The sequence below is a fragment of the Bacillus sp. JK62 genome (assembly GCF_053663455.1).
The window spans coordinates 611,708-631,567 of sequence record NZ_JBSJQA010000006.1 but is presented as its reverse complement, the minus strand read 5'-3'; the positions used below and the strand labels follow the sequence as shown (position 1 = coordinate 631,567).

19 protein-coding genes are annotated in these 19,860 nt (G+C 49.1%); all 19 read left to right on the top strand.

Translation table 11 applies throughout. From position 1 onward, the window contains the following. Position 1 precedes the first annotated feature (1 nt). The 19 genes from ACWJJ4_RS16405 (at position 2) to pyrE (ending at position 19,797) form a co-directional block, all read left to right on the top strand. Entirely contained in the window at positions 2-694 is a 693-nt protein-coding gene (locus ACWJJ4_RS16405) for a YggS family pyridoxal phosphate-dependent enzyme (RefSeq protein WP_070081795.1), read from the top strand. Further along, positions 691-1,149, top strand: a complete 459-nt coding sequence (gene sepF / locus ACWJJ4_RS16400; RefSeq protein WP_003154410.1) for a cell division protein SepF — start codon at positions 691-693, stop codon at positions 1,147-1,149. The genes ACWJJ4_RS16405 and sepF overlap by 4 nt, the downstream gene beginning before the upstream one ends. A gap of 6 nt (positions 1,150-1,155) precedes the next feature. After that, positions 1,156-1,434, top strand: coding sequence for a YggT family protein (locus ACWJJ4_RS16395; RefSeq protein WP_003154408.1), 279 nt, complete (start codon positions 1,156-1,158; stop codon positions 1,432-1,434). Between the two features lie 61 nt (positions 1,435-1,495). Further along, positions 1,496-2,266, top strand: a complete 771-nt coding sequence (locus ACWJJ4_RS16390) for a YlmH family RNA-binding protein (RefSeq protein WP_015388260.1) — start codon at positions 1,496-1,498, stop codon at positions 2,264-2,266. Between the two features lie 94 nt (positions 2,267-2,360). Next, on the top strand, positions 2,361-2,855 hold the full coding sequence (divIVA, locus tag ACWJJ4_RS16385) for a septum site-determining protein DivIVA (protein ID WP_003154406.1): 495 nt from the start codon (positions 2,361-2,363) through the stop codon (positions 2,853-2,855). Positions 2,856-3,196: 341 nt separating this feature from the next. Next, the gene (gene ileS / locus ACWJJ4_RS16380) at positions 3,197-5,962 is read left to right on the top strand and encodes an isoleucine--tRNA ligase (protein ID WP_024085284.1); all 2,766 of its coding nucleotides are present in this window, start codon (positions 3,197-3,199) and stop codon (positions 5,960-5,962) included. Positions 5,963-6,111: 149 nt separating this feature from the next. After that, positions 6,112-6,483 carry a TraR/DksA family transcriptional regulator gene (locus ACWJJ4_RS16375; RefSeq protein ID WP_042635176.1) on the top strand — a complete coding sequence of 124 codons (372 nt, stop codon included), beginning with the start codon at positions 6,112-6,114 and terminating at the stop codon, positions 6,481-6,483. Positions 6,484-6,584: 101 nt separating this feature from the next. After that, entirely contained in the window at positions 6,585-7,046 is a 462-nt protein-coding gene (gene lspA, locus ACWJJ4_RS16370) for a signal peptidase II (protein WP_003154398.1), read from the top strand. A 1-nt stretch (position 7,047) separates the two neighbouring features. Beyond that, complete coding sequence (locus ACWJJ4_RS16365) at positions 7,048-7,962, top strand: RluA family pseudouridine synthase (protein ID WP_003154395.1); 915 nt, start codon at positions 7,048-7,050, stop codon at positions 7,960-7,962. A gap of 188 nt (positions 7,963-8,150) precedes the next feature. After that, a complete protein-coding gene (gene pyrR / locus ACWJJ4_RS16360; RefSeq protein WP_003154392.1) occupies positions 8,151-8,696 on the top strand; it encodes a bifunctional pyrimidine operon transcriptional regulator/uracil phosphoribosyltransferase in 546 nt (181 codons plus the stop codon). A 154-nt stretch (positions 8,697-8,850) separates the two neighbouring features. Further along, on the top strand, positions 8,851-10,161 hold the full coding sequence (gene pyrP / locus ACWJJ4_RS16355) for a uracil permease PyrP (protein ID WP_007409727.1): 1,311 nt from the start codon (positions 8,851-8,853) through the stop codon (positions 10,159-10,161). Positions 10,162-10,302: 141 nt separating this feature from the next. Continuing rightward, on the top strand, positions 10,303-11,217 hold the full coding sequence (locus ACWJJ4_RS16350) for an aspartate carbamoyltransferase catalytic subunit (RefSeq protein ID WP_070081798.1): 915 nt from the start codon (positions 10,303-10,305) through the stop codon (positions 11,215-11,217). Next, complete coding sequence (locus ACWJJ4_RS16345) at positions 11,201-12,487, top strand: dihydroorotase (protein ID WP_367069894.1); 1,287 nt, start codon at positions 11,201-11,203, stop codon at positions 12,485-12,487. Before ACWJJ4_RS16350 ends, ACWJJ4_RS16345 begins: the two co-directional genes overlap by 17 nt. Then, positions 12,484-13,578 carry a carbamoyl phosphate synthase small subunit gene (locus tag ACWJJ4_RS16340; protein WP_007409730.1) on the top strand — a complete coding sequence of 365 codons (1,095 nt, stop codon included), beginning with the start codon at positions 12,484-12,486 and terminating at the stop codon, positions 13,576-13,578. The genes ACWJJ4_RS16345 and ACWJJ4_RS16340 overlap by 4 nt, the downstream gene beginning before the upstream one ends. Then, a complete protein-coding gene (carB, locus tag ACWJJ4_RS16335) occupies positions 13,563-16,778 on the top strand; it encodes a carbamoyl-phosphate synthase (glutamine-hydrolyzing) large subunit (protein WP_107994398.1) in 3,216 nt (1,071 codons plus the stop codon). Before ACWJJ4_RS16340 ends, carB begins: the two co-directional genes overlap by 16 nt. Continuing rightward, a complete protein-coding gene (locus ACWJJ4_RS16330) occupies positions 16,775-17,545 on the top strand; it encodes a dihydroorotate dehydrogenase electron transfer subunit (RefSeq protein WP_102422460.1) in 771 nt (256 codons plus the stop codon). Before carB ends, ACWJJ4_RS16330 begins: the two co-directional genes overlap by 4 nt. Beyond that, a complete protein-coding gene (locus ACWJJ4_RS16325) occupies positions 17,545-18,480 on the top strand; it encodes a dihydroorotate dehydrogenase (RefSeq protein ID WP_003154377.1) in 936 nt (311 codons plus the stop codon). The genes ACWJJ4_RS16330 and ACWJJ4_RS16325 overlap by 1 nt, the downstream gene beginning before the upstream one ends. Further along, positions 18,449-19,168, top strand: coding sequence for an orotidine-5'-phosphate decarboxylase (gene pyrF / locus ACWJJ4_RS16320; protein ID WP_102422461.1), 720 nt, complete (start codon positions 18,449-18,451; stop codon positions 19,166-19,168). Before ACWJJ4_RS16325 ends, pyrF begins: the two co-directional genes overlap by 32 nt. Beyond that, positions 19,165-19,797, top strand: coding sequence for an orotate phosphoribosyltransferase (pyrE, locus tag ACWJJ4_RS16315; protein ID WP_454021810.1), 633 nt, complete (start codon positions 19,165-19,167; stop codon positions 19,795-19,797). The genes pyrF and pyrE overlap by 4 nt, the downstream gene beginning before the upstream one ends. The last annotated feature ends 63 nt before the right edge of the window (positions 19,798-19,860 follow it).

The window sequence follows — 19,860 nt, the reverse complement described above, 5'->3', positions numbered from 1 at the left end:
CTTGCGTGTTGCTGATCAATTACGACATATAAACGAAAGAATAAACGAAGCATGTAACAGATCGGGCCGAAGCCCCGAAGATGTAACCGTCATCGCGGTTACAAAATACGTATCAGCTGAAAGGGCTCAAGAGGCCGTTGATGCCGGTATTACAAGTCTGGGAGAAAACCGGGATGCCGAGCTTATCCATAAGCAGGAAGTCGTCAAAGGAAGCCCGGAGTGGCACTTTATCGGCAGTCTTCAGTCCAGAAAGGTGAAGGCCGTCGTTGACCGTGTATCTTATATTCATTCCTTAGACAGACTGTCATTGGCAAAAGAGATTGAAAAACGGGCGCAGCATGCGGTTCGCTGTTTTGTGCAGGTGAATACTTCGCTTGAACCGTCTAAGCACGGTTTGAAAACAGAGGAGGTCATCCCCTTTATCAGAGAGCTTGCTGAGTTTAGAAACATTTCTGTAGAGGGCCTGATGACGATGGCTCCCCTGACAGACGATACAGAAACGATCAGAGCCTGCTTCCGGCAATTGCGTGATCTGAGGGATCAGGTGCAAAAACTGAATCAGACAAACGCACCGTGCCGGGAACTGTCAATGGGCATGTCAAATGATTATGAAATCGCTGTTGAAGAGGGCGCAACTTTTATCAGAATCGGCTCTTCATTAGTCGGAAATGAACCGGGGGGTGTAAACAAATGAGCATGAAAAATAAACTGAAAAACTTTTTCTCAATGGATGAGGAGGAGTATGAGTACGAATACATTGAAACAGAGCAGGATCATCAGGAAGAGCATGAACAGCAGAAAGATAAACAGCCTGCTTACGCTCAGAAGCCGCAGGGCAAGCAGAACGTAGTAAGCTTGCAAAGTGTTCAGAAATCCTCTAAAGTGGTGTTGAGTGAACCGCGGGTATATGCGGAAGCGCAGGAAATCGCCGATCATTTAAAGAACAGGCGGGCGGTTGTCGTCAATCTGCAGCGCATCCAGCATGATCAGGCGAAAAGAATCGTCGACTTTTTAAGCGGTACCGTCTACGCCATCGGCGGCGACATTCAGAGAATCGGTTCAGATATTTTTCTGTGCACGCCTGATAATGTCGACGTTTCCGGCACGATTTCGGAGCTTATAAATGAAGACGAACATCAGAGGTGGTAAAGCAGGATGATTCTTTATCAAATTTTTTCCGTTCTGAGTTATTTAATTTACATCTACTCGTTTGCCCTGATCATCTATATCTTTATGTCATGGGTGCCGAGTACGAGAGAAACGGCGGTCGGACGATTTCTCGCAGCGATTTGCGAACCGTATTTAGAGCCGTTCAGAAGGATCATTCCGCCCATTGCCATGCTGGATATATCCCCAATTGTAGCGATTATCGTGCTTCGGTTTGCCACGACGGGGCTTTGGGGCCTATACCGCATGATCGCAATGTATACTTGAATGCGACAGTTTGATACGGGCTTGGCACCAGCCAAGCCTCTTTACATAGAAAGGAAAGAACATGAGCGATATTTACCAGCACTTCAGACAAGACGAGCGGCCTTTTATTGATCAGGTGCTTGAATGGAAACAGATTGTCCTGGACCAGTATCGGATGAAGCTGACTGATTTCTTAGATCCCAGGGAACAGGTGATTGTAAAAGCCGTTATCGGCGACGCCTGCGGTCTTGCGTTTTTCGGAGGATATGACAGAGCTGAGCGCAAACGCGCGATTTTATACCCTGAATATATGGAACCTGAACAGGATGATTTTGAGCTCCGGGCTTTTGACGTCCAATACGCTGAAAAATTCGTCAGCATTGACCACCGCTCTCTTCTCGGATCATTAATGGGGATCGGCTTAAAGCGGCAGAAATACGGCGATCTGATTTTCTCAGAGGAAGCCGTGCAGCTCATCGTCTCCGGTGAAATCGCCGATTTTGTCAGCACTCAGCTGACCAAGGCGGGCAAAGCGCCGGTAAAGCTTGAGAAAATCGAGCTTTCCGCTCTTCACATTCCCGCTTCAGATGTCGAAATAAGGGATGACACGGTTTCTTCATTGCGTCTCGACGCCGTCTGCGCTTCAATGAGCAGGCAATCCCGGCAGAAAGCGCAGGCGCTTGTGAAAAACGGGCTCGTTAAGGTGAATTGGAAAGCTATTGAAGATCCGTCTTATCAGGTTGCTGAAGGGGACATGCTCTCGATTCGCGGCTTCGGACGATGCAGTTTGGCAAAAGTTGACGGAAAAACGAAAAAAGACAAATGGAAAGTTACATTTGAACGGCAAAAATGAGTCGTTTTTTCAGTTTTTTTCTCCATCTGTGCCGTATTTGTTTTATAATGTGAACTAGATAACCGTACTGAAATGTAAAAATGGAGGTGGCAATATGCCATTAACGCCGAATGATATCCATAACAAAACGTTTACAAAAGGTTTTCGCGGATATGATGAAGATGAAGTAAATGAATTTTTAATGCAGGTCAGAAAAGATTACGAAATCGCACTCCGTAAAAAAACGGAGCTTGAGGCGAAAGTGAACGAGCTGGACGAAAAAATCGGCCACTTTGCCAATATCGAAGAAACGCTGAATAAATCAATTCTCGTAGCCCAGGAAGCCGCAGAAGACGTAAAGCGCAACTCGCAGAAAGAAGCGAAGCTGATCGTCCGTGAAGCAGAAAAAAATGCCGATCGCATCATCAATGAGTCGCTTTCCAAATCAAGAAAAATCGCAATGGAAATTGAAGAGCTGAAAAAACAGTCTAAAGTCTTCAGAACACGTTTCCAAATGCTGATTGAAGCGCAGCTCGACCTGCTGAAGAACGATGATTGGGATCATCTGCTGGAATACGAAGTCGACGCGGTATTTGAGGAAAAAGAATAATTTTCAGATTTTCTTGACATTCTCCGGCCCGTTCGAATATAATACGTTCATAAATTCAGATGAAAAGACGATTGAAAGGGACCGGCATGACTCAAAACAGGCTATAAAGCGAACCGGGGAAGGTGTAAGCCCGGGATGGCCGGAATCATGCAGATCAGCCCTTTAGTTTCCTTTCTGAACCGAGAGTAGGAAAGGACGTTCCATCACGTTACGATGTTCGAGAGGAAAAGGCGGATGATCCGTTTTTTCTAAAAGGGTGGTACCGCGAGATAAGCTTTCTCGTCCCTTATGGGATGAGAGGGCTTTTTTTATTTTCTGAAAAATGTTGTGGAGGAATGAAAATGGATTACAAAGATACGCTGTTAATGCCGAAAACAGATTTTCCGATGCGGGGAAATCTGCCGAATCGTGAGCCGGACATGCAAAAAGACTGGGAGGAGCAGGATATTTACCGTCTTGTTCAAGAACGGACGAAAGACCGCCCGAAATTCGTGCTGCATGACGGACCTCCTTATGCAAACGGAGACATCCACATGGGCCATGCCCTGAACAAAATCCTGAAAGACTTCATCGTCCGCTATAAATCAATGAGCGGCTACAACGCACCGTACGTGCCGGGCTGGGATACGCACGGACTGCCGATTGAAACGGCGCTGACGAAAAACAAAAAAGTAAACCGGAAAGAAATGTCCGTCGCTGATTTCCGCAAGCTTTGCGAAGATTATGCATGGCAGCAGATCGAAAGACAGCGCGAACAATTCAAGCGTCTCGGCGTCAGAGGCGATTGGGAAAACCCGTATGTTACGCTTCAGCCTGAATTTGAAGCGCAGCAGATCCGCGTTTTCGGCGAGATGGCGAAAAGAGGCTATATTTATAAAGGTCTGAAGCCGGTCAACTGGTCGCCTTCAAGTGAATCTGCCTTAGCAGAAGCGGAAATTGAATATCAGGACAAACGTTCCGCGTCTATTTATGTTGCGTTTAAGGTGAAAGACGGTAAAGGCGTTCTGGAAAACGGAGAAAGCTTCATCATCTGGACGACGACGCCGTGGACGATGCCTGCCAACCTCGGAATTTCCGTTCATCCTGATCTTGAATACAATGTCATCAAGGTTGGAGACAAGCGTTATGTAGTGGCGGCTGAACTGATCGAAAATGTAGCGGAGGCATGCGGCTTTGAAAATCCTGAAGTTGTCGCATCATATAAAGGCAGAGAATTAGAATACATCACTGCAGAACATCCGCTGTACGGCAGAGATTCACTCGTCATGCTCGGTGACCACGTCACAACCGATGCCGGAACAGGCTGTGTTCATACTGCCCCGGGCCACGGGGAAGATGACTTTATCGTCGGCCAAAAGTACGGCTTAGAAGTACTGTGCCCTGTTGATGAAAAAGGAAACATGACCGACGAAGCGCCGGGCTTTGAAGGAATGTTTTACGATAAAGCCAATAAACCGATCACGGAGAAGCTTGAAGAAAACGGCGCGCTCTTGAAACTCGAGTTTATTACACACTCCTATCCGCATGACTGGAGAACGAAAAAACCGACCATCTTCAGAGCGACAGCGCAATGGTTTGCGTCAATTAAAGATTTCAGATCCGATCTGCTTGATGCCATCAAACAAACGAAGTGGGTGCCGGAGTGGGGCGAACAGCGCCTTTACAACATGGTTCGCGACCGCGGTGACTGGTGTATCTCAAGGCAGCGCGTGTGGGGGGTTCCGATCCCGGTATTTTATGCAGAAAACGGTGAGCCGATCATCACTGACGAAACGATTGAACACGTGTCTGAGCTGTTCAAACAGCACGGCTCAAACGTCTGGTTCGAAAGAGAGGCAAAAGACCTCCTGCCGGAAGGATTTACACATCCGGGAAGCCCGAACGGAATCTTCACGAAAGAGCAAGACATTATGGATGTATGGTTTGATTCGGGTTCTTCCCATCAGGCCGTTCTTGAAGAACGTGATGATCTTGTCCGTCCGGCTGATTTATACCTTGAAGGCTCTGACCAATACCGCGGCTGGTTTAACTCATCTCTTTCCACTGCTGTTGCAGTCACCGGCAAAGCGCCGTATAAAGGCGTATTAAGCCACGGATTTACACTTGATGCAAACGGCCGTAAAATGAGTAAATCACTCGGCAATACGATTGACCCGACAAAAATCGCAAAACAGCTTGGAGCTGAAATTCTGCGTTTATGGGTATCTTCCGTAAACTATCAGGCCGATCACCCGGTTTCTGAAGATATCCTGAAGCAGGTCGCGGAAGTATACCGGAAAGTCCGCAACACGTTCCGCTTCCTTCACGGCAACCTGTTCGATTTTGATCCAAGCGTCAATGCCGTGGATGTAAAAGATCTCCGCGAAGTGGATCAATATATGCTGATCAAGCTGAATAAGCTGATCGATAAGGTGAAAAAAGCGTACGATGAATACGAATTTGCGGTTGTTTATCACAGCATTCACAATTTCTGTACGATCGAGCTCAGCTCATTCTATCTTGATTTTGCAAAAGATGTTGTGTACATCGAGCATGCGGATCATCCGGACCGCCGCAGCATGCAGACCGTCTTTTATGAAACGCTGCTGGCGTTAGTGAAGCTGACGGCGCCGATTCTCCCGCACACGGCGGATGAAATGTGGTCTCACTTATCATTTGTTGAAGAAGCGAGCGTGCAGCTGACAGATATGCCGGAAACCATTGCTGTTCCGGACAGTCAAGCGACAGAAGAAAAATTCGACCGCTTCATGGAGCTTCGAAACGACGTGCTGAAAGCTTTGGAAACAGCCCGTAACGAAAAAATTATCGGAAGATCATTGGAAGCGAGCCTGACTTTGTATCCGAACAAAGAAAACCGCGACCTCTTGTCATCCATTAAAGAAAACATCGCGCAGCTGTTTATCGTCTCAGAACTGACAGTAAAAGACGAAAGTGAAGCGCCGGAAAACGCGCAAAGCTTCACAACAGGAAAAATGACCGTAGAAAAAGCGGAAGGCCAGATGTGTGAGCGTTCCCGCGTAATTTCTAAAGATGTCGGAGCCAATCCGAAATATCCGACATTATCACTGCGCAATGCGGAAATCGTTGAAAAATATTATCAAAAATAATAAATGAGAAAGCGCCCGGTGTCAGCCGGGCGCTTTTTTACATGCCAGCAATGTCATCGATTAGAACGGCAGGAAAATTCTTATGGGCTTCAAATGGCGCTCTGAGGGCAACAATAAAGCTATAACATCAAGAGCAGGAGTTGTGATGAATGAATGATCAACTGACCGCAATCCACACGGAGCTTCTCATGATGAAAGAAGAACTTCAATCAAGATTATTCGAATATTCTTGCTTTCAAATGTCAGCATCTGTTGAACCTTCAATGAACGACCAAGAAGCAACTCTGATCTATCATATAAAAGAAGAACTTCAGGATGTTCTTCTTGCCCTGTCTAAGTTTGAAAACAATACGTACGGTTATTGTGAAAAAACAGGCGCCCCCATTCCGATTGAAAAACTTGCGGTGCTGCCGACGGCCAGAACCGCTGATGATTTTTATTATCCCGCTCAATTTGAAAAGAAAACCCTTCCATACTGGGTACCCGGAGATTATGCATATGATCAGGCGCTGTATGAGTGACAGCGTCTGTTTGCATACGCTTATGATCTGCCTTTACTCTGGCATCTTTTACTGATAAAATTCATAAAGGATAAAAGTAACTGTATACTGGAGGAACGTGTGTGCTTTATTATCTTATCGCTCTTTTTATTATTATTGCCGACCAATTGACCAAATGGCTTGTCGTCAGCCATATGGAATTGGGACAAAGCATACCTGTCATCGACCAGGTGCTTTATATCACATCTCATCGCAACACGGGAGCGGCGTGGGGGATTTTAGCCGGCCAAATGTGGTTTTTCTACGTCATTACCATCGCCGTGATTATCGGAATCGTTTATTACATACAGCGTTATGCAAAAGGGCAGATGTTACTCGGAATTTCTCTCGGCTTAATGCTGGGAGGTGCGGCCGGAAACTTTATTGACCGGGCGGCGCGCCAGGAAGTGGTGGATTTTATTCATGTCATCATCGTGGATTATCACTATCCGATTTTTAATATCGCGGACTCCTCACTGTGCGTCGGTGTAATACTTTTATTTATTCATATGCTGTTTGACAGCGGGAAAAAGAAGGAGCAATAACATGAATCAATTTGAGATAACCGTTCAGCCTGAACAAAAGAGCGAACGGATTGATAAATTTTTGGCTTCAACGGGAGAAAACTGGTCACGCACTCAAGTGCAGCAATGGGTAAAAGAGGGACTGGTATCCGTTAACGGCAAATCCGTAAAAGCGAATTATAAAATGCAGCCCGGCGATCAGGTAAACGTCACTATTCCTGAACCGGAAGAATTGGACGTGCTTGCAGAGCCGATGGATTTGGACATTTACTATGAAGACCAGGATGTCTTGGTTGTGAACAAACCGCGGGGCATGGTCGTACACCCGGCGCCCGGCCATGTGACAGGGACGCTCGTAAACGGACTGATGGCTCACTGCAACGATCTTTCAGGCATTAACGGCGTCATGCGCCCGGGAATCGTCCACCGGATTGATAAAGATACCTCCGGCCTGTTAATGGTCGCCAAAAATGATATGGCGCATGAATCACTCGTTAATCAGCTCGTCAATAAAACCGTGACGAGAAAGTACACAGCGGTTGTCCACGGGTTGATTTCACATGATGACGGAACGATTGACGCTCCGATCGGGAGAGATAAGAAAGACCGTCAAAGCATGACCGTAACAAGAGAAAGCAGCAAAAACGCCGTCACGCATTTCCACGTGCTTGAGCGGTTTCAAGACTTCACGCTCGTAGAGTGCCGTCTTGAAACCGGAAGAACGCATCAGATCCGTGTTCATATGAAATATATCGGATTTCCTTTGGCAGGCGACCCGAAGTACGGACCGAGAAAAACCATTGATTTCAACGGTCAGGCGCTTCATGCCGGAATATTAGGTTTTGACCATCCGCGGACGGGCGAATACATGGAGTTTGAAGCGCCCCTTCCTGAAGATATGAAAAAACTCATTGAACATTTGAGAAATAGCCATTGACAGCGAGTTTCTTTTCTGGAATAATAAAAACAAGCTGAATAGATTCTTTAACACAGTCCAGAGAGGCTGAGAAGGATAACGGATAGGACAGAAAAGATACATGTGTGTCTTCGTCCTGGAAAGGAACCCCTCTATGCTCTGGCAGGAGGGGTTTTTTCTTCTTATATACGAATGGAGAGGTGTCACGAGTGAATCAAAAAGCTGTTATTCTCGACGAACAGGCGATCAGGCGGGCGCTGACAAGGATAGCCCATGAAATGATCGAACGGAATAAAGGAATGAATGACTGCATTCTTGTAGGGATTAAAACAAGAGGTATTTATTTAGCGAAGCGGCTGGCCGAGCGGATCGAACAGATTGAAGGAAATCCGGTCACCGTCGGGGAAATCGATATCACCCTTTACCGTGACGATCTCACAAAAAAAACGAGCAATGAAGAGCCGCTTGTAAAAGGCGCGGACATTCCGGCCGATATCACAGACCAAAAGGTCATTGTGGTTGATGATGTGCTTTATACCGGCCGGACGGTGAGAGCTGCGATGGATGCTCTCGTTGATGTCGGGCGGCCGTCATCGATACAGCTTGCCGTGCTTGTCGACAGAGGACACCGGGAGCTGCCGATCAGAGCGGACTATATCGGGAAAAACATTCCGACCTCAAAAGCTGAAAAAGTGATGGTTCAGCTGAGCGAAGTTGATCAGACTGATATGGTCGCCATTTACGAAAATGAATAATCACCCTTTTTAAATGCATTCCAGAGAGTTTGCAAAGAGGATTTTAAAACACAAAGCCGGGCGGATCGACGCGGCCGGGCTTTGTATGCCTCTTTGCGCAAAAAGCAAAGAGGTTTTTTTATACCATTTGAAAGTCAACCGGGAGGAAAACGCCATGAGTAAGAAAAAAGTAAACCTGGGAGTCAGGGACGTCCCCAATCCATTGTCCTGGCTGTCATTCAGCCTGCAGCATTTATTCGCCATGTTCGGTTCAACCATACTCGTGCCGAAACTGGTCGGAATGAGCCCGGCAGTGGCGCTTGTCACGAGCGGAATCGGGACACTCGCCTATCTCTTGGTGACAAAAGGCCAGATTCCCGCTTATCTCGGCTCATCATTCGCCTTTATATCACCGATTATCTTGGTGAAGGCGACGGGAGGGCCGGGGGCTGCCATGGTCGGCGCTTTCCTGGCGGGGATTGTGTACGGCCTGATCGCACTGCTCATCAGGCAGCTTGGAACGGGGTGGCTGATGAAGCTGCTGCCCCCCGTGGTCGTCGGGCCGGTCATCATCGTCATCGGCCTCGGACTGGCAAGCACAGCCGTCAATATGGCAATGTATGCTGATCCGAATGCGAAGGAACTCGTCTACAGCCTGAAACATTTCAGTGTAGCCGGCGTCACTTTGGCCATCACCATTATCTGCGCCATCTTTTTACGGGGATTTTTAAGCTTGATTCCGGTATTGATCGGCATTATAGGCGGATATCTGTTTGCGCTGACACAGGGCATCGTCAATTTTCAGCCGGTCATTGATGCAAAATGGTTCGCCGTTCCTGAATTTATCATCCCTTTCAAAGACTACACGCCGTCAGTGACATTGGGCATTGCCGCTGCGATGGTGCCGGTCGCTTTCGTGACGATGTCAGAACATATCGGCCACCAAATGGTGCTGAGTAAAGTTGTCGGACAGGATTTCATTAAAAAGCCGGGACTGCACCGCTCCATAATGGGGGACAGCGTAGCGACGATCATCGCTTCGTTAATCGGCGGCCCGCCGACGACAACATACGGCGAAAACATCGGTGTCCTGGCAATTACGAGAGTTTTCAGCGTCTTTGTCATCGGCGGCGCGGGAGTGATTGCGCTGTGCTTCGGATTTATCGGCAAAGTTTCAGCGCTGATCAGCTCTGTTCCGTCCGCGGTTATGGGAGGCGTTTCCTTCCTGCTCTTCGGAATTATCGCCTCCAGCGGCTTAAGAATGCTGATTGACAACAACATTGATTATGAAAACAAGCGGAATTTAATTATCACATCCGTCATCCTCGTGATCGGCGTCGGAGGGGCTTTTATTCAAGTATCAAAAGGCGGGTTCCAAATATCCGGCATGGCGCTTGCGGCAATCGTCGGAGTCATCCTGAACCTTATCCTGCCGCATGCAAATGAAGAAGACGCGATTGCATCAGAAAAACAAAATCATATGTAAACCTTTTAAAGAAAGTCCAGAGAGGCTTGGAAGGGTTATAACGGGAAGAAGCTGTACGGCTCTTCTCTCTTTAACCGCACCCCGAGTCTATAGACCGGGGTGTTTTTTACGGCCTTCAAGCGGAAACGGAGGAGAAAAAACATGAATCATTTAACGGCGATGTCTGAACTGAGCGCGGCTGAAATTACAGAACTGCTGCGAGAGGCAAAAGCGATAAAAGAGGGTGCAGTCCGTCCCGATCTCGCGGGAAAATTCGTTGCGAATCTGTTTTTTGAACCGAGCACGAGAACGCGGTTCAGCTTTGAAGTGGCGGAAAAGAAACTCGGGATGAACGTGCTCAGCTTAGACGGCACGAGCACAAGCGTTCAAAAAGGCGAGTCCTTATACGACACGGTCAAAACACTGGAATCAATCGGAGCGGATGCCTGCGTCATCAGGCACAGCACGGATGAATATTACAAAGATCTGACCGGCAGAGTCAATATTCCGATCTTAAACGCCGGCGACGGCTGCGGCCAGCACCCGACTCAGTCATTGCTCGATTTAATGACGATTCAAGAGGAATTTGAGACCTTTCAGGGCCTGACGGTTTCCATTCATGGCGATATCAAACACAGCAGGGTGGCAAGGTCAAATGCCGAGGTGCTGACAAGGCTCGGCGCACGTGTGCTGTTTTCCGGGCCGCCGCAGTGGCAGGATGAGAAAAACGCCTTCGGCACCTGTGTTCAGACGGATGAAGCCATACAAGCTTCAGATGTCGTCATGCTGCTCCGCATCCAAAATGAAAGGCATCAGACAGAAGCCGACCAAAAAGGCTACCTGGAAGCATACGGGCTGACCGCAAAGCGGGCGGAGAGCATGAAGCGGCATGCCATCATCATGCATCCCGCACCGGTGAACAGAGGAGTCGAAATTGACACAACATTAGTGGAATGCGGAAAATCAAGAATCTTTAAACAAATGGAAAATGGTGTGTATATCAGAATGGCAGTCTTAAAAAGAGCACTGCAAACCAATGTGAAAAGGGGAGAAGCGGCTTATGTCTTATCTCATTAAAAACGGCTGGATATTAAATGAACAGGGAGAAAAAGCGGTACAGGATATCCGGGTAACGGGTGAATTCATTTCGGAAACCGGGCTTCTGACAGCGAAAGACGGAGAAACGGTGATCGACGCTGAGGGACTGTTCGTTTCACCTGGGCTCGTAGACCTTCATGTCCACTTCAGAGAACCGGGCGGGGAGAAAAAAGAAACCATTGAGACGGGCTCTAAAGCCGCGGCGCGCGGCGGTTTTACCACAGTCGCCGCCATGCCGAATACAAGGCCCGTGCCGGATACGAAAGAGCAGATGGAATGGCTGCAAAACAGGATCAAAGAAACCTCATCTGTCAGGGTCCTTCCTTACGCATCGATTACGATCAGACAAACCGGGGAAGAAATGACAGATTTTGAGGCGCTTCATGAAGCGGGCGCATTCGCCTTCACCGATGACGGCGTCGGCGTTCAGACGGCCGGAATGATGTATGAAGCCATGAAACGGGCGGCTTCAATAAATAAAGCGATTGTCGCTCATTGTGAGGATAACTCGCTTATTTACGGCGGAAGCGTGCATGAAGGATCTTTTTCAAAAGCGAACGGCCTGAACGGCATACCTTCCATTTGTGAAGCGGTACATATTGCCCGTGACGTCCTGCTGGCGGAAGCGGCGGGCTGCCATTACCACGTGTGTCATATCAGCACGAAAGAATCCGTCAGAGCCGTAAGAGACGCAAAAAAAGCGGGAATCCGCGTGACGGCGGAAGTATCGCCGCACCACCTGCTGCTTTGTGACGAAGATATCCCGGGACTTGATACCAATTTTAAGATGAATCCGCCGCTTCGCAGCAAAGAGGACAGAGAGGCGCTGATCGAAGGGCTTTTAGACGGCACGATTGATTTCATCGCCACTGACCATGCGCCGCATACAGAAGAAGAGAAAAACACGGACATGAAGCTTGCGCCTTTCGGTATTGTCGGGTTAGAAACTGCCTTTCCCCTTCTGTACACACATTTTGTGAAAAACGGGGCGTGGACGCTGAAGCAGCTGGTTGATTTCATAACGGTAAAACCTTGCGAGGCATTCGGTCTTCCGTACGGAACGCTTGCACCGGGGGCGCCGGCTGACATCACCCTGATTGATCTGGAAAAAGAAGCGGCCATTGACAAAGATACATTTTTATCTAAAGGAAAAAATACGCCATTCAACAAGATGAAGTGCTTCGGCTGGCCTGTTGCAACGATGGCTGCCGGTAAGCTTGCATATGAAGAAGGGAGACTCGTCAAATGAAAAGAAGACTAGTGCTGGAAAATGGAGCGGTATTTGAGGGTGAAGCATTCGGGAGCTTGGAGCATACCGCAGGTGAAGTCGTATTCAACACGGGAATGACCGGTTATCAGGAAATTTTATCAGACCCGTCTTACTGCGGGCAGATCGTGACGCTGACGTATCCTCTGATCGGCAACTACGGAATTAACAGAGATGACTTTGAATCTATCACTCCTTTTGTAAAAGGGCTGATCGTAAAAGAACTGTGCGAGCTGCCTTCCAACTGGCGCTCGGCTTACACGCTTGACGAGTATCTGAAAATGAAAAATATCCCCGGCTTACAAGGGATCGACACGCGAAAACTCACCAGAATGATCCGCACGGCCGGGGCATTAAAAGGAACGTTTGCTTCAAGTGAGGAGAATGTCGGAGAGGTTCTTGCAAGGCTGAAAGAAACGGAACTGCCGAGAAATCAAGTCGCTCAAGTATCGGCGAAAACGGCATATCCGAGTCCGGGCCGCGGCAAACGCATCGTGCTCGTCGATTTCGGTATGAAGCACGGCATCTTAAGAGAGTTAAACAAAAGAAAATGCGATGTCATCGTTGTACCGTACAATGTAACGGCGGAAGAAGTGCTTCAGCTCAAGCCGGACGGCATCATGCTTTCTAACGGACCCGGAGATCCGAAAGATGTGCCGGAAGCCATTGAAATGATAAAAGGCATACTCGGGAAGGTGCCGTTATTCGGAATCTGTCTCGGCCATCAATTATTTGCGCTGGCATCGGGAGCGGAAACGGAAAAAATGAAATTCGGACACAGGGGTTCCAATCATCCGGTTAAAGAGCTTGCGACAGGGAAAGTCGCTTTAACAGCCCAAAACCACGGATATACGGTTTCTTCAATAGATGAGACAGAGCTTGAAGTGACGCACATTGCGATCAATGATCAAACGATCGAAGGACTCAAGCATAAAACATTGCCGGCATTTACGGTTCAGTACCACCCTGAAGCTTCACCGGGACCGGAAGACGCCAATCACTTATTTGACAGATTCATTGACTTGATCGAAACAACTGAGAAAGAAGGGGAAGCGGTATGCCAAAACGCGTAGATATTAAAAAGATTTTAGTGATCGGATCAGGCCCGATTATTATCGGACAGGCGGCGGAATTTGATTATGCGGGCACACAGGCGTGTCTCGCTTTAAAGGAAGAAGGCTATGAAGTCATTCTCGTCAACTCGAATCCGGCAACGATTATGACGGATACGGAAATGGCTGATCGGGTATACATAGAACCGCTGACGCCGGAGTTTCTCACGCGTATTATCAGAAAAGAACGGCCGGACGCCATCCTGCCGACTCTGGGAGGACAGACCGGACTGAATCTTGCCGTCGAGCTGTCTGAACTCGGGGTTCTTGAGGAATGCGGAGTGGAAGTGCTCGGCACAAAGCTGTCCGCCATCCAGCAGGCGGAAGACCGCGACTTATTCCGTACGCTGATGAATGAGCTGAATGAACCGGTGCCGGAAAGTGAGATCATCCGCACTTTACAGGAAGCCGAGGAATTTGTCGGCCGGATCGGGTTTCCGGTTATCGTGCGCCCCGCTTACACATTAGGCGGAACGGGCGGCGGCATCTGCTCGAATGAAGCGGAACTGAAAGAGATCGTCGAAAACGGATTAAAGCTCAGTCCCGTCCATCAGTGCCTTCTGGAAAAAAGCATCGCCGGTTACAAAGAGATCGAATATGAAGTCATGAGAGACAGCAGAGATCACGCGATCGTCGTCTGCAACATGGAAAATATCGATCCGGTCGGCATCCATACGGGCGACAGCATCGTCGTTGCCCCGAGCCAGACTTTGAGCGACCGGGAATATCAGCTTTTGCGCAATGTTTCATTAAAGCTGATCCGCGCGCTCGGCATTGAAGGCGGCTGTAATGTTCAGCTCGCGCTCGATCCCGACAGCTTCCAATATTACATTATCGAAGTGAATCCGCGGGTGAGCCGCTCATCCGCCCTCGCTTCAAAAGCGACGGGTTACCCGATCGCAAAGCTTGCGGCGAAAATCGCAGTCGGGCTTTCTCTTGATGAAATGATGAACCCCGTAACGGGAAAAACATATGCGGCTTTTGAGCCCGCGCTTGACTATGTCGTTTCTAAAATCCCGCGCTGGCCGTTCGACAAATTTGAGTCGGCAAACCGCAGGCTCGGGACGCAAATGAAAGCCACCGGAGAGGTCATGGCCATCGGACGCACCCTTGAAGAATCGCTGTTAAAGGCGGTCCGCTCACTGGAAGCCGATGTCTATCACCTGGAACTGAAGGATGCGGAAGAGATTTCTGACGGGCTTTTGGAAAAACGGATCAGAAAGGCCGGAGATGAACGGCTGTTTTATCTCGCAGAAGCGTTCAGAAGAGGCTACACAGTGGAGCAGCTTCATGAGTTTTCCGCAATTGACGTATTCTTTTTGCACAAGCTCTGTAAGCTGGTCGCTTTTGAAACCGAGCTGAAAGCGGAAAAAGGCAGCCTCGCCGTCCTGCAGACAGCGAAGGAACTCGGTTTCTCCGACAAATATATCAGCCGGGAATGGAATATGCCGGAACAAGAGCTGTATCAAATGCGAAAAGAAGCAGCCATCAAGCCTGTATATAAAATGGTGGATACATGCGCGGCGGAATTCGAATCAGAAACCCCGTATTTCTACAGCACATATGAGGAAGAAAACGAGTCTGAGGTAACATCAAGAAAAAGCGTCGTCGTCCTCGGCTCCGGCCCGATCCGCATCGGACAGGGCGTCGAATTTGACTATGCGACCGTTCATTCTGTCTGGGCCATCAAGCAGGCAGGCTATGAAGCGATTATTATCAACAACAACCCTGAGACGGTGTCCACTGATTTCAGCATATCAGACAAACTGTATTTTGAACCGCTGACGGTAGAAGATGTCATGCACATCATCGATTTGGAACAGCCGGAAGGCGTTGTTGTCCAATTCGGCGGCCAGACGGCGATCAACCTTGCGGAAGAATTGAGCGCCCGCGGCGTCAAAATTCTCGGTACATCACTTGAAGATTTAGACCGTGCGGAAGACCGGGATAAGTTCGAGCAGGCGCTTGAGGCGCTGAATGTGCCGCAGCCGCTCGGAAAAACCGCCGTGTCGGTGAACGAAGCGGTCAAAATCGCTGCATCCATCGGCTATCCGGTACTTGTCCGCCCTTCGTATGTGCTCGGCGGCCGGGCGATGGAAATCGTCTATCACGAAGAAGAGCTGCTTCACTATATGAAAAATGCGGTCAAAATCAACCCGCAGCACCCGGTGTTAATCGACCGTTATCTGACGGGGAAAGAAATCGAAGTCGATGCCGTATCCGACGGCGAAACAGTCGTTATTCCGGGGATTATGGAGCATATCGAGCGGGCCGGCGTCCATTCAGGGGATTCAATCGCCGTCTATCCGCCTCAGTCTTTAAGCGGAGACATTAAGAAAAAAATCGAACAATACACTGTAGCCTTGGCAAAAGGCCTTAACATCATCGGATTGCTGAACATCCAGTTCGTACTGTCGCAAGGTGAGGTGTATGTGCTTGAGGTAAATCCGCGGTCAAGCAGAACCGTGCCGTTCTTAAGCAAAATCACTAAGATTCCGATGGCGAATCTGGCGACAAAGGTCATTCTCGGCCAAAAGCTTGCTGATTTCGGCTATCAAGAGGGGCTGCAGCCAGAACAGCAGGGGGTATTCGTGAAAGCGCCTGTCTTCTCATTCGCGAAGCTGAGAAGAGTGGATATTACGTTAGGCCCTGAAATGAAGTCGACGGGAGAGGTCATGGGCAAAGATTCAACCTTGGAAAAAGCGCTCTATAAAGCGCTGATTGCCTCTGGCATTCAAATCCCGAACTACGGCTCAGTGCTGTTGACCGTTGCTGATAAAGATAAAGAAGAAGGACTGCTGATCGCCAAGCGGTTCCACGCCATCGGCTATAAAATCTTGGCGACGGCAGGAACGGCGGCTTATTTGAAAGACGCTCAGATTCCGGCTCAAGTCGTCGGGAAAATCGGCGAAGAAGGGAAAAATCTGCTCGATGTGATCAGAAACGGCGAAGCGCAATTTGTCATCAATACGCTGACAAAGGGCAAACAGCCGGCCAGAGACGGCTTCAGAATCCGCCGCGAATCTGTTGAGAACGGAGTCGCCTGCCTGACATCTTTAGATACGGCCGAAGCCATTTTGCGGGTATTGGAAAGCATGACATTCCGGGCGGATCATATGCCTGCATCCGAAACCAATCAAAAGGCGGCAGTCACGATATGAAAAAAGCGCATTTGACTGTTCAATCCAACTTAGAAATTGCCGACCGGATTTATAAAATGGTGCTGAAAGGAGAGCTTGTCCGGCACCTTACCGAGCCGGGTCAATTTCTTCATCTGAAGGTGAGTGACGCGGTCACGCCGCTATTAAGAAGACCGCTCAGCATTGCGGACGTTAATTTCGCCGCGGATGAAGTATCCGTTATCTACAGAGCTGACGGTGAGGGAACGCGTCTTTTGTCCGGGAAAAAAGAGGGCGGCAGAATAGACGTTCTCGGCCCTCTCGGCAACGGATTTCCCGTCCGGCGGATTGAACCCGGCAAAACCGCGCTGTTAGTCGGAGGCGGAGTGGGGGTTCCGCCTTTGCAGGAACTGTCAAAGCGCCTGACGGAAAAAGGCGTAAACGTCATTCATGTGCTTGGATTTCAATCAGCAAAGGATGTTTTTTACGAACAGGAATGCCGTGCGTACGGAGACACTTATGTGGCGACGGCTGACGGAACATATGGAGTGAAAGGGTTTGTCACCGATATCATCCGTGAAAAGCAGCTCGAATTCGATGTCCTGCTAAGCTGCGGACCGACACCGATGCTGAAAGCTCTGAAGCAGCAGTACGGCCATAAAGAGGTTTATCTTTCGATGGAAGAGCGGATGGGCTGCGGCATCGGGGCCTGCTTCGCCTGCGTGTGCCGCACGGGTGAAAGCGATACATCCTATGTAAAGGTCTGCCTTGACGGGCCGGTATTTAAAGCTGAGGAGGTGGCGCTGTAATGTTAGAGGTGAATCTGCCGGGTCTCCAATTGAAAAACCCGATCATCCCCGCTTCCGGATGTTTCGGTTTCGGGAAAGAATATGCCGGATTTTACGATTTATCATGCCTCGGAGGCATTATGATTAAAGCAACGACGAACGAAGCCCGCTTCGGAAATCCGACACCGAGAGTGGCGGAGACAAGCGCGGGAATGCTGAATGCCATCGGACTGCAAAATCCCGGCCTTGAGCATGTGCTCAATCATGAGCTGCCTTGGCTCGAACAATTTGACACGCCGATTATCGCAAATGTCGCCGGTTCTCAGGTGGACGACTATAAAGAAGTGGCCGAGCACATCAGCCAAGCGCCGAATGTGCATGCGCTTGAGCTTAACATTTCATGTCCGAATGTCAAAACGGGGGGGATTGCTTTTGGTACTGATCCCGTCATGGCGGCCGAACTGACAAAAGCGGTGAAAGAAGTTTCCGCAGTGCCTGTGTATGTGAAGCTTTCGCCTAATGTCGCAAACATAACCGAAATTGCCAAAGCGATTGAAGCGGCCGGTGCTGACGGTCTGACGATGATTAATACACTCATCGGGATGAGGCTCGACCTCAAGACCGGACGGCCGATTTTAGCAAATAAAACGGGCGGACTGTCAGGCCCGGCGATCAAACCGGTCGCCATCCGGATGGTATACGAAGTCAGCCAGGCCGTTCAAATTCCGATTATCGGGATGGGCGGCGTTCAGACCGCAGAGGATGCATTAGAATTTCTTCTTGCGGGAGCGAGTGCGGTTGCCGTCGGCACGGCAAACTTCGTCAATCCGTTCGTCTGCCCGGAAATCATAGAACAGCTCCCCCGTGTGCTGCGCCAACACGGCTTTCAATCTGTAAGTGAATGCATCGGAAGGAGCTGGAAACATGAAAAACAACCTGCCCATCATCGCGCTTGATTTTGCATCAGGGGAAGAGACTTTAACGTTTTTAGACTTGTTTGAAAAGGAAAGGCTTTTTGTCAAAACGGGGATGGAACTTTTTTATCAGGAAGGCCCCGCCATCATTCACCAATTAAAAGAACGGAACTGTGATATATTTTTAGATTTAAAGCTTCATGATATCCCGACTACGGTCAATAAAGCGATGAAGCGGCTGGCCCGCCTCGGCGTTGATCTCGTCAATGTGCATGCGGCAGGGGGCGCACGCATGATGCGCGCGGCCCTTGAGGGGCTTGAAGAAGGCACGCCGGCAGGCAGAAAACGTCCGTCTTTAATCGCGGTGACTCAGCTGACCAGCACTTCAGAGCAGGTGGCGAAGGAAGAGCTTCTGCTGCAAAAGCCGCTGTTAGAAACGGTTGTGCACTACGGCAAAATGGCGGAAGAGTGCGGGCTGGACGGAGTGGTATGTTCGGTCCATGAAACAAAAGCCATTTATGAAGCGGTCCGGCCTTCATTTCTGACAGTCACGCCGGGCATCCGCACGGCCAGTGACGCAGCTGACGATCAAGTCCGGACGGCGACTCCGTCATTTGCGAAAGAAAACGGTTCGTCAGCCATCGTCGTGGGCCGCTCAATTACAAAAGCGGAAAACCCCGTTAAAGCATATGAAGCAATTAAACTGGAATGGGAGGGCGTTCGCCGATGAAACAGGCTATCGCAAAACATCTATTACACATTGAAGCTGTCTTTTTACGTCCGAATGAGCCGTTTACGTGGGCGAGCGGCATTTTATCACCGATCTATTGTGACAACCGTCTGACATTGTCGTATCCAAAAGTGAGAAATGATGTGGCGGACGGGCTCGGCAAACTGCTGAAGGAGCATTTCCCCGAGGCGGAGATGATCGCGGGCACTGCAACGGCGGGCATTCCGCATGCTGTGCTTCTCGCAGACCGTACAGGCGCGCCGATGTGCTACGTCAGAAGCAAACCGAAAGTGCACGGCAAAGGAAATCAAATAGAAGGCGCCATTAAGAAAGGACAAAAAACAGTCGTGATTGAAGACTTGATTTCTACCGGAGGCAGCGTGCTTGAAGCTGCGGCGGCCCTTCAAAGAGAGGGCGCGGAAGTCCTCGGCGTCATTTCCATTTTTACATACGGACTGCCGAAAGCAAAAGAAGCCTTTAAAAAAGCGGGTCTTCCTTATTACTCGTTAACCGATTATGACACGCTGATTGAAGTCGCGCTTGAAAACGGAACGATTCATTCAGCTGACATTGAAAAACTGAAATCATGGAAACTGAATCCCGAGTCAAAAGATTGGTTTAAAAAATAATGACAATAAAAACAGGCCTCAGGGCCTGTTTTATTATTCCTATCAAAAAACTCGGGTTGACTT

Bases quoted from the DNA above. Each gene is read 5' to 3' on its own strand.
- sepF (WP_003154410.1), top strand. From the start codon at position 691: ATGAGCATGAAAAATAAACTGAAAAACTTTTTCTCAATGGATGAGGAG.
- ACWJJ4_RS16395 (WP_003154408.1), top strand. From the start codon at position 1,156: ATGATTCTTTATCAAATTTTTTCCGTTCTGAGTTATTTAATTTACATC.
- ACWJJ4_RS16390 (WP_015388260.1), top strand. From the start codon at position 1,496: ATGAGCGATATTTACCAGCACTTCAGACAAGACGAGCGGCCTTTTATT.
- divIVA (WP_003154406.1), top strand. From the start codon at position 2,361: ATGCCATTAACGCCGAATGATATCCATAACAAAACGTTTACAAAAGGT.
- ileS (WP_024085284.1), top strand. From the start codon at position 3,197: ATGGATTACAAAGATACGCTGTTAATGCCGAAAACAGATTTTCCGATG.
- ACWJJ4_RS16375 (WP_042635176.1), top strand. From the start codon at position 6,112: ATGAATGATCAACTGACCGCAATCCACACGGAGCTTCTCATGATGAAA.
- ACWJJ4_RS16365 (WP_003154395.1), top strand. From the start codon at position 7,048: ATGAATCAATTTGAGATAACCGTTCAGCCTGAACAAAAGAGCGAACGG.
- pyrP (WP_007409727.1), top strand. From the start codon at position 8,851: ATGAGTAAGAAAAAAGTAAACCTGGGAGTCAGGGACGTCCCCAATCCA.
- ACWJJ4_RS16350 (WP_070081798.1), top strand. From the start codon at position 10,303: ATGAATCATTTAACGGCGATGTCTGAACTGAGCGCGGCTGAAATTACA.
- ACWJJ4_RS16345 (WP_367069894.1), top strand. From the start codon at position 11,201: ATGTCTTATCTCATTAAAAACGGCTGGATATTAAATGAACAGGGAGAA.
- ACWJJ4_RS16340 (WP_007409730.1), top strand. From the start codon at position 12,484: ATGAAAAGAAGACTAGTGCTGGAAAATGGAGCGGTATTTGAGGGTGAA.
- carB (WP_107994398.1), top strand. From the start codon at position 13,563: ATGCCAAAACGCGTAGATATTAAAAAGATTTTAGTGATCGGATCAGGC.
- ACWJJ4_RS16330 (WP_102422460.1), top strand. From the start codon at position 16,775: ATGAAAAAAGCGCATTTGACTGTTCAATCCAACTTAGAAATTGCCGAC.
- ACWJJ4_RS16325 (WP_003154377.1), top strand. From the start codon at position 17,545: ATGTTAGAGGTGAATCTGCCGGGTCTCCAATTGAAAAACCCGATCATC.
- pyrF (WP_102422461.1), top strand. From the start codon at position 18,449: ATGAAAAACAACCTGCCCATCATCGCGCTTGATTTTGCATCAGGGGAA.
- pyrE (WP_454021810.1), top strand. From the start codon at position 19,165: ATGAAACAGGCTATCGCAAAACATCTATTACACATTGAAGCTGTCTTT.